Origin of the sequence: Bacillus sp. B-jedd (assembly GCF_000821085.1) — a bacterium.
GTDB lineage: Bacteria > Bacillota > Bacilli > Bacillales > Cytobacillaceae > Bacillus_D.
The window spans coordinates 3,353,695-3,366,396 of the sequence record NZ_CCXR01000001.1 but is presented as its reverse complement, the minus strand read 5'-3'; the positions used below and the strand labels follow the sequence as shown (position 1 = coordinate 3,366,396).

The following is a 12,702-nucleotide window of genomic DNA, read 5'->3' as shown; positions in this document are numbered from 1 at the left end:
TGAAAAACATGTCATTTGATAAACTTTACCGCATCTTTATTTACGTCGCCCTGATTACTCTGGCCATTTCGATTATCATTCCGGTCGGCTGGGTTTTCCTAGCGTCGATTAAACAGAATTCCGAGTTTTACGGAAGCCCGTGGGCGGCACCGAAAGGTTTCTATTTTCAAAACTTCATAGACGCGTTTGAAAAAGCGAATATGGGCATGTATATGCTGAACTCGGTCATGGTGACCGCGCTGGCGCTTTTGATTTTGCTCGTTGTCGCTGTGCCTGCCGCTTATGTGCTTGCCAGGTACAAGTTTCGGGGCAGCGGCTTCCTGAACGGTTTGTTCAAGGCGGGGCTTTTTATTAATGTGAACTACATTGTTGTCCCGATCTTCCTGATGCTTTTGAACGGCGATACATTGCTGCGCGGCAGCTTCGGCCAGGGATTCCTGCTCGATAATTTGTTCGTCCTGGCTTTTGTTTATGCTGCGACAGCCTTGCCGTTTACGATTTATTTGCTTTCAAGCTACTTCCAGACACTGCCGTCGACTTATGAGGAAGCAGCGCTGGTGGACGGTGCCGGCTATTTCAAAACAATGCTGACGATTATGATTCCGATGGCGCGCCCGAGTATCATTGCGGTCATTTTGTTCAACTTCCTGTCTTTCTGGAATGAATACATCATTGCTTTGACACTGATACCAGGGCCGAATAAAACATTGCCGGTCGGGCTCATGAACCTGATGGCGGCGCAGAAATCGGCTGCCAATTACGGCCAGATGTATGCTGGTATGGTGCTTGTCATGCTGCCGACACTGATTTTATACATTATTGTACAGAAAAAATTGACACAGGGGATGACCCTTGGAGGATTGAAGGACTAGGACAGGAGGATCTGCATGAAACAGACTAGAGGACGAGTAACCCTGCCGAGTGAGGAAAATTTCCTGGCTGAGACGAAGGAACTCATGGAGCGCTGGGGGGCGGATGCAATCCGCGACAGCGACGGGACGAAGCTGGACGATGAGATCAAGCAGCTTGATGCAAAAATTTATACAACGTATTTTGTGGCGCGCGCCCATAATGATTTTGCCGAAAAACATATGGACGAGTGCCAGCAGCTATACTTGATGAGCACGTTCAACACGGCCGTTTCGGACACTCTCGAAATCGGGTTCATGAAAGGCTATTTCGAGGAGCAGCTGAAGCCGGATTACGTCCATGACCCGAAGAAATATTGGGAGGTCATCGACCGGACGACCGGTGAAGTTGTCGACAACAACAACTGGGAAGTGGTTGAAGAGACAAATACGGTTGTCATCCGCAATGCTGTTCCGTGGCATGAATACACCGTTTCCTTCCTCGTTTTTGCCATTTGGGATCCGACCCAGATGTACAACCATATTACGAACGACTGGGGCGACAAGCCGCATGACATTCCGTTCGATGTCCGGCATCCGAACTCAAACGAGTATATGAGCAGCTATCTGAAGCAGTGGTTGAAGGACAATCCCGATACGGATGTTGTCCGGTTCACGACGTTCTTTTACCATTTCACATTAGTGTTCAATAACCTTGGCAAAGAGAAGTTCGTTGACTGGTTTGGTTATGGGGCAAGTGTTTCGGTTGCCGCGCTGGATGCTTTTGAAAAGGAAAAGGGCTATCGCCTGAGGCCGGAGGATATCGTCGATCAGGGCTATTACAATACAGCGTTCCGGGTACCTACACAAGCGTTCCTCGATTACATGGACTTTGTGCAAAAATTCGTTGCAGCCGAGGCAGGGAAGCTTGTCGACCTTGTCCACGAAAGCGGCAAGGAAGCAATGATGTTTCTTGGCGACAATTGGATCGGCACCGAGCCGTACGGAAAGTACTTTAAGGAAATCGGCCTTGACGCGGTTGTCGGCAGTGTCGGCGGCGGCGCGACATTGCGGATGATTGCCGATATCCCTCATGTGAAATACACGGAAGGACGGTTCCTGCCATATTTCTTCCCGGATACGTTTTATGAAGGGAACAATCCGGTCATTGAAGCGAATGAAAACTGGCTGACGGCAAGGCGGGCAATCCTCAGGAATCCGGTTGACCGTATCGGCTATGGCGGCTATTTGAGCCTCGCCTATAAATTCCCTGAGTTTGTTGACTATATTGAACATGTAACAGACGAATTCAGGACGATTTACGACACCATAAAAAACGTCAAGCCACATTCCGGATTGAAGGTCGCTGTGCTCAATTCATGGGGCAGGCTGCGCACATGGCAAACCCATATGGTTGCACATGCCCTTTGGTATAAACAGATTTATTCGTATCTCGGCGTCCTTGAATCGCTGAGCGGAGCGTCTGTCGATGTCGAGTTTATCAGCTTTGATGATGTGATTGAGGTCGGTGTGCCAGAAGGCGTCGATGTCATCATCAATGCCGGTGATGCAATGACTGCCTTTTCCGGCGGCGATGTCTGGAAGGATGAAAGGCTCGTTTCGAACCTCAGGTCGTGGATTTTCAATGGCGGCGGCTTTGTCGGTATTGGCGAACCGACTGCCTGCCAGCATCAAGGCCATTATTTCCAGCTGGCAACGGCGTTCGGCGTTGATAAGGAGCTTGGGTTCAGTTTATCGACAGATAAATATTTCACGACTCCAGTCGGCGAGCATTTCATTACCGCGGACAGCACGGGATTGGATTTTGGTGAAAGTATGAAAAATATTTACGCGCTGACGGAAGAGACAGAGATCATCGAGTATTCCGATGGGGAAGTCCATCTTGCCAGCCATCCGTTCGGAAAAGGCCGCACCGTCTATATCGCCGGCCTGCCGTACAGCGAGGAAAATACGCGCCTCCTGCTCCGCTCGCTGTACTATGCGGCGGGTAAAGAAGGCGAGTTTATGAAATGGAATGCGAGCAATATTTATTGCGAGGTCCATTATTATCCTTCAATCGGCAAAATGGCGATTGTCAATAATTCGGCGAAGGAACAGACAACGCTTGTTTTCGATGGAAACGGCGACAGCCGCGAGGTCACTCTTGCGCCAAGTGAAATCAGGTGGGAGGGAACGGTGAATGAACAGTAAGGTGCTTGCTGTCATCAAATTAGTTTTTTTCATTGTGTTCGTCGCACTGATTGTCATTGGCCAAAAAAAGGCCGGGCGAATGGACTTTGGCATTATGCTGATCGGTTTGGCTGGGTTGCTTGGCCTTCTGTATGACTATAACAGGAAGTATGTGTAGACAGAGACGGGATTGGGGAGCGGGTTTGCTTTTGGGCAAATGAGCGCCCTTTTCCCGTTATCCCGTATTAACGGGCAGTTATGAGAAATGGATTTCCCTGCAGCAGACGGGGATTTCACAAGCAAGGCGAGATGAGGTGGAAAAGATGGAAAGAGTGGCAATCGGCCTTGACATCGGCGGGACGAAGGTGGCCGCCGGAGTCATAGCCTCCAGCGGGGAAGTGCTGGAACGGTGTGAATTGAAGAGCGACCCGACCGATGCGGAAAAAATGTTCACGCAGGTCGTGAAAGCAGTCGATGGGGTCTTGGAGAAGTCATCGATTGGAATGGACAAGATCGAGGGAATCGGAGTCGGCGTCCCTGGCAAGGTGGACAGGGAAAATGGCATCGCCGTCTTTCAAAACAACCTGCCGTGGGAGCAGTTCCCGGTTACGGCGCGGCTTTCGGAAGTGTACGGGACGGGACATATGACTATTGACAACGATGTTTACATGGCCGCATATGCGGAATGGAAGGCGTCGAAGGTGGACCCTGGTGAAACGTTTGTTTATATTACTATTAGCACGGGCATTTCCTGCTCGATCATCCATAAAGGTGAATTTTTCCGGGGAGCCGGTTTTGCAGGGGAAATCGGCCTGATGCCGGTCCTTTCAAAACTGATCGGAAATAAAAACGAGCGGCTCGAAAAACTGTCTTCTGGCCCGGCCATCCAAAGCCTCGCTGCCTCGGCCCTCAATTTCGAAGGGGAGACGGCGGCGGGCATTTTTCAAGGTTATTTGGAAGGTGAGCACCAATACCAGCCAATCATCAATGACATGACCGAAACGCTTGCCCAAGCAGTGTATGCAATCAATTGTTTGCTTGATCCGCATTGCATTGTGTTCGGCGGCAGCGTGATCACCCACAACCCGTTCCTGCTCAACCTTGTCAAAAAGAATCTGGCAAGGCATCTCATTCCCGAGCAGCGCCACATCCTCGGGCAGATGAGCATCAGCAGGCTGGGCAGCAACAATGGCATCGTAGGGGCCGGCCTGCGGATGTTTGAGCATCAGGCGGTACGATAAGCCATGCGCTTAGTTTAAAAAATGTTATCCGCGAAATCGTGTAGACCAACCAGGCGGATATTTGCACTAGGCTGTGTTCAATGAAGAACGGAAATCAACAGACCCAGAACACAGCCCTTTACAAAGAGGAGGTTTTACAATATGAGTATCCTGGGTAAGCTGGGCGAAACAGCTCTGGCGGGCGGTGCGCACACCATCCGCGAAATCCAGCAGCAACCGCGGCTTTGGCTCGCGGCATTGGAATCGATTGAGAAGAACAAGGATGCGATTGAAGCATTTATCAATGAAAATGTATTTGAAGAAAAGGCCCGCATTATTTTCACTGGCGCCGGTACATCGGCGTACGCGGGCGATTTGGCGGCACCGACACTGAGGAGGCTTTTGCCGGTCCAGGTCGAGTCGATTGCGACGACCGATATTGTCGCGAGCCCACTCAATTATTTTAAGCCCGACGTTCCGACCGTCCTTGTTTCTTTTGCAAGAAGCGGCAACAGCCCGGAATCTGTCGGGGCATATCATTTGGCAAAAAAACTCGTGAAAAACATGAAGCAAATCATCATCACGTGCAACTCGGACGGCCAGCTGGCCAAAGAGGCAGCGAACGATAGAGGTGATACACTTCTGCTACTGATGCCGGAAGAATCGAATGATAAAGGGTTTGCGATGACAAGCTCGTTCACGTGCATGTACCTTTCCGCGCTTGCGATTTTCCAGCTTGGCGAATTTGAAACCTTCAAGTCTGAAGCGGCACGGACAGCTGAAATTTCCGAACGGATCTTAGAGACCCAATTAGAGGATGTCAGAAAGATTGTCGGATTGGACAAGAAAAAGGTTGTTTATCTTGGCTCAGGGCTGCTGAAAGGCCTCGCTCAGGAAACGAGCCTGAAGAACCTTGAGCTTGCGGCCGGCAAAATCCCGACCTTCTTTGAAACCGTTCTTGGTTTCAGGCACGGCCCGAAGTCAATTGTCGATGACGAAACGCTGATTTTCGTTTACTTATCAAATGATCCATATACGAGGAAATACGAGATTGATTTATTAAAAGAATTGAAGCAGGACGGAGGGGAGAAGACAGTAGTCGCTTTTGCCGACGCAGACAGCGGGGAGCTAAGCGGCTGCTGCGACACAGCCATTGTGATTCCGAACGAAGGAGCCGGGCTTGATGATTCCCTGCTGGCGCTGGATTACGTCATTTACGGCCAGCTGTATGCTTTCTTTAATTCTATTCATCTTGGTATCACCCCGGACAATCCTTCCCCATCGGGCAGGGTGAACCGGGTGGTCAAAGGCGTGACCATCTACGATTTCGATTAAAAGTGTTTTGGCAGGGTTCCCATTCCGGAAACCTGTCGAAGGAAAGGCGGCTTTTTGCAAGGCTCAGTTTAAGGTGAAGTTGATTTTCAATGAAGTTGATTGGAACGGAGGGGACTGACTCCGGCGGGATGAAGCGGCACGTGGAGACCCTCGAAAAGTGGAAGCGCCTTGGTCAGCCCCGACAAGCGCTGGAGGGCCAGAAGGGGAAGTCGTTCTTTGACTTCACATTCGGGACCGAAGCGACCTCGAGGGGCTAGGCGCTGCAGCTGGACAAACAGGCGTCTATGACGCCGAGGAGGCTCCAAAAAGAATCTCCTGCGCCACAGACTATTCGGGGAAGAGAACCTTCAGCTCGTCGCAAAGCAGCACGAAGCAAATTCATGAATGTTTCTCATGAAGGTGGTGCAGGTAGATGCTTCGCCCCGCGGAAAGCATGTCCCCGGAGTGGAAATCAACAATCAACGATAGCAGAGCCTTTTGCAAAAAAAGCCGTATATAAGGAGGATGACTGCAACATGAGCAGGAATAGCTTGGCCGGTACAGGCCTCGTCAACACAATTGATATGTTCAAGAAGGCACAGGAGCAGGGATATGCAATCCCAGCCTTCAATATTCATAATCTGGAAACCTTCCAGGTTGTCGCCGAGACGGCCGCGGAATTGGAGTCTCCAGTCATTTTTGCCAGCACGCCTGGGACAATTAACTATTCAGGCGGGGATTATCTCGTCGCCATTGCCGAGACAGCCGCGAAACGATATTCGATCCCAATCGCCCTTCATCTTGACCATTTTGAGAGTTTGGAAGAAATCAAGACTTATATCGAAATGGGATTCACATCGGCGATGATCGATGCCTCACACCATTCGTTTGAAGACAATGTGAGGATTGTCAAAGAAGTAGTCGAATACGCTCATCAGCATGGCGTTTCGGTCGAGGCTGAACTAGGGCGCCTCGGCGGAATTGAGGATGACCTTGTCGTCGATGAGAAGGACGCGAAGTTCACGAATCCTGACCAGGCGAAGGAATTTTGCCAGCTGACCGGAATTGATTCCCTCGCTGTGGCAATCGGGACGGCACACGGCCTTTATAAAGGCGAACCGAAAATTGACTTCGGCCGTCTGAAAGAAATCCAGTCTGTCGTCGATATCCCGCTCGTCCTGCACGGTGCCTCCGACATACCAGAGGAAATGGTCAGGCGCTCCATCGATCTTGGCATCTGCAAGGTTAATATTGCGACAGATTTGAAAATCCCGTTTTCCGATGCGGTGAAATCGTATTTCCTTGAGCATCCCGATGCGAACGATCCGCGAAAATATATGACTCCTGGCAAGGAAGCGATGAAACAGGTAGTCATCAATAAAATTCTTATGTGCGGTTGCAATGGAAAAGCATAGCATCCTGACGGTCACCTTGAATCCGGCCATCGATACCGCTTACCGGCTGGACGAACTCGCGATTGGGGAAAGCACAAGGACCGCCAATCCGATCAAGACGGCCGGCGGCAAAGGCCTGAATGTGACTCGAGTGCTGAAGCTGCTCGGCGAGGAAGTAACGGCGACAGGTTTTCTTGGAGGGAGCAACGGCGTGTTTATCCGGGGTGAACTTCGGAAGCTCGGAGTCACGGATGCGTTTGTGCAGATTGAGGGCGAGACGAGGCAATGCCTCGCATTTATCGACCGTGAAAAACGCCAGACGGAAATCCTTGAGGAAGGGCCTTTCATTTCTGCAAAAGAAGCAGAAGAATTCAGGGTGGCGGCAGAAGGCTTTCTCAAGGATGCCGGCATTGTCGCTATTAGCGGTTCGCTTCCGAAAGGAGTGTCCTCGGAACTATACCAATCGATTATTGAAACGGCGAACAGGGGCGGCGCGAAAGTGTTGTTGGATACGAGCGGGGACGCATTGGCCAACTGTCTTTCCGCCCGTCCGTTCCTCATTAAGCCGAACCGCCATGAGCTTGAACAGCTGATCGGGAAAACGTGCGGGAGTGAAGATGATATTTGGGAAGCGATGGCGCAGATTGCGGAAAACGGGATACCTGCGATTGTCGTTTCGGATGGTGAAAATGGGTCTTTTGTCCTCTATGAAGGAAAGAGATTTTATGTGGCAGCTGCTAAAGTGGAGACAGTCAGCGCGGTCGGCTCCGGAGACTCATTCATCGCTGGAGTAGCGGCGGGACTTGCGCGAGGATATAGTTTTGAAGAGGTTTTAAGGCTTGCTTCGGCGTGCGGAGCAGCAAATGCGATGGAAGCGAAAACTGGATATATCCAAGCGAAATATGTTGAAAAAATTGCATCGGAAATTGTTGTGAAAGGCCTGTAATGGGCCTTTTTGCCTATAGTTATCAGTATATTGGCTATTATCAGAAAAAAGCAATATTTCTACAAAAGATAGCAATATTCCGGTTGTGTAAGCGTTTTAATAAAAGTAGCCTTGTTCTTAAGGGAAGCAACCGGCAAGTCCGTGTGCCATCCGGCAAACCCCGGGATCGAACTGGATGGGCATGGAGGAAGGTTCAACCCGCTTCATGCGTGGAAAGAGGAAGTGCCGCCCTGATCAGGCAGAAGGCATTTTCTGAACTTCACTGTAACGATAGCACCACTAGGAGGAGATAAATTGGTTATTCGGCTTTATAAAAAAACCTTGTATCCGTTTTTGTCACTTATGTTGATTTTGCCAGCATTACTGGTTAGCATGGTTCCTCCATTATCGGTGACGGCCGAGGCAAGCAATCCTTGGCAGACTTTATCCTCCGGGGGAAATGAAATTAATGAGGTTGCTGAAGTAAACGGCAAGAGCTATGTTAGGCTTGGTTCCGGTGAAGGGAACGATAATGGGGCCAGAGCCGCGATTTTTCAGGAAAAGAATGTAATTGCGAAGGAAAAGGGAACGATTGAATACAGCTTCATTCCGGAAACAGACGGGAAAGCGACAAGATTCGGTTTCTATCCGCATTATAAAGATGCCAATAACTTTGTGTTTGTCGGCTATGATGCGGGCGGCTGGTTCTACGAGTACAAATACCAAGGGCAGGGCACATGGCTGCAAAATAGGCCTGCCGCCGCGCTCCCTGAAAAAGGAAGCGGCAATACGATTAAAATTGACTATGATGGCTTGAAATTGACAGCTGAATATAACGGAGCGGATTTATTCGGACAGGTCACTTTGCCTGCCGCCGCGGGGAACCTTTTAAATGAAAAGGAAGCGGTGAAGCTTGGCAGATTCGGCAGCGATAACAGCCAGGTGCTGATTGAGCTGAAGGATGGCGCAGGGGAACCTGTTGAGCCGGAAAATCCGGTCGATCCGGTTGATCCTCCTGAAAATGAGGAACCTGTCGATCTCGTTGACTCCAACCTGACGGAAGGCGATTTATCGGTATTAACAGGGGATGGGTCGATTGTTTATAACGAGGATGGCTCTGCGACCTACAAGGTCACTTCCACCCAAAAGAATCGCATCGTCTACAACGGGCCGAAAGTGAAAAATGGAATTTTCGAAGCGGATATCACACCTGGCACAGACAGCATGAACCGGTTCGGGCTGCTCTACCGCGTCCAGGATTCATCTGCCTATACATATGTAGGGACAGGTGATGCGAACGATCAGTATTTTGGAGAAATATTCGGGCCGAGAAACACTTGGACCGGGATGACGAAGGGCACGCCATTGAAAGCCGGCCAGACATACCGGCTGAGCGTGAAGGTGATTGACGACACAGCGACCCTGTCGATAGACGGGCAGAAGGTCACTACTTGGACCCTTTCCGGTGGCGTCGACCGGGCAGGCTTGCTCGGATTCGAGAAGAGCCGCGGAGCTGCGGATATCACAATCGCCAATATCAAAATAAAGGAAATCATCCCGCCAAAGGCTCCGACGACCCCGCCGGTGCTGGATACATTGAAATCGGACTACATGAACGTCACAATCGACCAGGTTTTCCCGCGAGTGGTTAAATACCAGGTCGGCGAGAAGGAAATGAACGGCCAGGAGGCTCCTGTTTATGGATTGAAAGTAAACGGCCTGCTTTACTATCCTGAAGTCCAGTTCAAAAAAATGAGCGACAGTGAAGCCATCTACACATTAAAGGTCAAAGATGAAATTGAAAATCTTGATGCGTCGTTTACTGTTTCGCTGAAGGTTGAAGACAACAATGTCATTTACCGTTTTACCGATATTTCCAATGCGGGCTCCGCGAAAATTGAAACCGTCGAGTTGGCCGATTTGAATTTTGCCTCGGTGAACTCGGGCGAGGAAAATGCAAAAGCGCGATTCGCCAACTTGAGCAGCGATGTGACAAAGCCGGGCGATGTCGATGTAGCTATAAATGGCTCCATGGCGGGCATTGGTTCGAAAGCTTCCTATTATGTCGGCTTTGTATCGAACAATGAACTGAGCGCGGGTGTATGGTCAAGCTCGGAAGTCAACGGCTACCTGAACGTGATCGCGAGCCGCTACGAAAATGCGGATGGCGCAAAGGCACTTGGCATCGGTTCGAACACCCTTTATTATCATCGCTCGTTCATGCCGGAAGCGCAGAAATTGATGCCGACGGTAAAAGTCGCGATAGCGGAAGATTTGAACGAGGATAACAACGTTGATTGGCAGGACGGCGCCATCGCCTACCGCGGCATTATGCCGGCAATCAAAGGCGGGGACAATGTGAACAATCTAGTAGGCACGCGGATTGTCATGAACTTTGGCTCCCAGGTGCAGCAGCCTTTCCTTAAAACACTTGATAATGTCAAAAAGGTCGCCCTTTCCACTGATGAACTAGGGCAGGCTGTCCTATTGAAAGGCTATGGAAATGAAGGGCATGACAGCGCGCATCCGGATTACGGCGACGTAGGTGAACGGATGGGCGGTGAAAAGGACTTGAATGCGCTTATTGAGGAAGGCCATAAGTACAATGCGGAATTCGGAGTCCATATCAACGCGCAGGAAACATATCCGGAAGCGAAATCGTTCAGTGATGAACTGATCGAAGGGCCGAACTCAAGAGGCTGGGGATGGCTTGACCAAGGTTATGTCATCAACAAAATCAGGGACCTGGCATCCGGTGCGCGCGCTGCGAGGATGGACCAGTTGAAAAAAGCGGCGCCAGGCCTTGATTTCATTTACCTTGATGTCTGGTATCAGGATCAATGGGAATCGGACCGTGTTTCTGAGCAAATGAACGACCGCGGCTGGAGAGTGACGACAGAATTCGGCACCTCGATCGCGAACCACTCGACATGGCAGCATTGGGCGACTGACAAGAATTACGGCGGGCCGTCAAGCAAAGGGATTAACTCCGAAATCCTTCGCTTCATCGGCAACCACCAGAAGGATTCATGGGTATTGAACTGGCCGGAAGCAGGCGGAACAGCTGATCATCCACTTCTCGGCGGCTTCGAGCTGGCCGGTTTCGAAGGCTGGCAATCGGACAAGAACTTTGACAATTTTATCAGGATGACATTTGATTCGAACGTCCCGACGAAGTTCCTGCAGAAATATTATGTAACCAATTGGGAAACAGTTGCAGGCGATAAAAACAAAACAAATCTTGAAAAAGAAATTAAACTGAAAGACCCAAGCAACGGAGACACGGTGGTTGTCGAAAGAAAGGACAATTCAAGAGACCGGATAATCAAGCTGAATGGGGAAGTCGTTCTTGACGGGCACAATTACCTTCTGCCTTGGGTTGAACAGGATTTTAAAACCCCGACTCCTGATTCGAAAAAGCTGTACCACTGGAACCTGAAAGGCGGCGAGTCAACCTGGGCGCTTCCGGATGAGTATGCCGGAGCTTCGAAGGTATATATCTACAAGCTGACTGACCAGGGCAGGACGGAAATGAAGGAAGTATCTGTTGTCGGGAACAAAGTTACCTTGACGGCGGAAGCGGCAACTCCTTACGTGGTTGTTCCTGTAAAAAGCGATGGCTTGAAGGTGTCCGACTGGAGCAAGGATGCCCATGTGTATGACACCGGCTTCAACTCCGGCACAGTGAATGACCAGTTCACTACTGTAAAGGGTGACGTGGAAGCGGTGAATGTGGTGAGGACGAACCAAACCGGTACTTCCCGCAACCTTAGCAGCGGCGACTATTACCTACAAATCGACAGCCCGTCCGAAAAGACCGAAATGTCACGCACAATCACTAATCTCGTGCCAGGCAAAGAGTATGTCGCGGAAGTGTATGTTGATAACCAAAGTGATGTGAAAGCATCCATCGCGGTGAAACACGCGAAAAAGAATGCCAGCAACTACACACTGCGCAGCCTGCAAAAGAACTATGTGAAAGCAGATTCTCATGCTACGAATGATGGGTACAACAGCAAGATGCAGAGAATGCAAGTGAGCTTCACCGCACAAAAGGAGACAGCCGAATTGATCCTTGGCCGCGAGGCAGGGGAAGGCTGGACGAAATTTGATGACATCCGGATTGTGGAGAAGGCCTTGAACAATGTGGTAAAAGACTCGCCAACAAAGTTCGTTCAGGACTTCGAATCGGTCGTACAGGGAATTTATCCGTTTGTCATCGGCAACACGGAAGGCGTTGAAGATAACCGGATCCACTTGGCTGAAAAGCATGCCCCTTACACACAAAAGGGCTGGGCCGGCAAAAAGCTCGTCGATGATGTCCTGGGCGGCAACTGGTCGGTCAAGGTGAATACCGGAAACAGCGGATTGATTTACAGGACGATCCCTCAGCACTTCCGTTTTAAAGAAGGAAAGGTGTATAAGGTGTCGTTCGATTATCAGACAACAGCAGGATCATACCGCTTTATCTCGGGCGACCAGGAAAATGACGCCCGGAAAATCGCGGACGTAAAAGGCTTGAGCATAAATGAACTGCTTCCTGCTTCAACTGAGACGAAGACAGCCGAGTTTATTATCGAAGGCTCTGCCAACGGCCAGTCGTATATCGGCATCTTCAGTGATGGAGCAAGCCTGAACATGGATACTGGCGCTGGCACATTCATGCTCGACAATCTCCGGATCGAAGAGATTCCTCCAGGTTTGGCGTATAAAGATTTAGGGCAAGAAAAGGATGAAGAGTAAAAAATAGTTGGCAAAAAACTTGCGGGCCTTTCTTAATGGAGATTGGCCCGCAAGTTTTGTATTTTGAA

At 50.1% G+C, this 12,702-nt stretch carries 8 protein-coding genes; all 8 read left to right on the top strand.

All coding sequences use genetic code 11. The features are described 5' to 3' along the window. Nucleotides 1-8: 8 nt before the first annotated feature. Entirely contained in the window at nucleotides 9-872 is an 864-nt protein-coding gene (locus BN1002_RS16700) for a carbohydrate ABC transporter permease (protein ID WP_048828012.1), read from the top strand. 15 nt (nucleotides 873-887) lie between these two features. Beyond that, nucleotides 888-3,059: a 1,3-beta-galactosyl-N-acetylhexosamine phosphorylase gene (gene gnpA / locus BN1002_RS16695; RefSeq protein ID WP_048826671.1), complete on the top strand. Its 2,172-nt coding sequence runs from the start codon at nucleotides 888-890 to the stop codon at nucleotides 3,057-3,059. After that, nucleotides 3,049-3,216 (top strand): DUF6903 family protein, encoded by a 168-nt coding sequence (locus tag BN1002_RS24110; protein ID WP_197072811.1) that lies wholly within the window; start codon nucleotides 3,049-3,051, stop codon nucleotides 3,214-3,216. Before gnpA ends, BN1002_RS24110 begins: the two co-directional genes overlap by 11 nt. 145 nt (nucleotides 3,217-3,361) lie before the next feature. Beyond that, nucleotides 3,362-4,279 (top strand): ROK family protein, encoded by a 918-nt coding sequence (locus tag BN1002_RS16690; RefSeq protein ID WP_048826670.1) that lies wholly within the window; start codon nucleotides 3,362-3,364, stop codon nucleotides 4,277-4,279. A 141-nt stretch (nucleotides 4,280-4,420) separates the two neighbouring features. Further along, nucleotides 4,421-5,593: an SIS domain-containing protein gene (locus tag BN1002_RS16685; protein ID WP_048826669.1), complete on the top strand. Its 1,173-nt coding sequence runs from the start codon at nucleotides 4,421-4,423 to the stop codon at nucleotides 5,591-5,593. Nucleotides 5,594-6,108: 515 nt separating this feature from the next. Then, the gene (locus BN1002_RS16680; RefSeq protein WP_048826668.1) at nucleotides 6,109-6,987 is read left to right on the top strand and encodes a tagatose bisphosphate family class II aldolase; all 879 of its coding nucleotides are present in this window, start codon (nucleotides 6,109-6,111) and stop codon (nucleotides 6,985-6,987) included. Beyond that, on the top strand, nucleotides 6,974-7,912 hold the full coding sequence (gene pfkB, locus BN1002_RS16675; RefSeq protein ID WP_048826667.1) for a 1-phosphofructokinase: 939 nt from the start codon (nucleotides 6,974-6,976) through the stop codon (nucleotides 7,910-7,912). Before BN1002_RS16680 ends, pfkB begins: the two co-directional genes overlap by 14 nt. A gap of 342 nt (nucleotides 7,913-8,254) precedes the next feature. After that, entirely contained in the window at nucleotides 8,255-12,634 is a 4,380-nt protein-coding gene (locus BN1002_RS16665) for an endo-alpha-N-acetylgalactosaminidase family protein (RefSeq protein ID WP_048828011.1), read from the top strand. Nucleotides 12,635-12,702 lie beyond the last annotated feature (68 nt).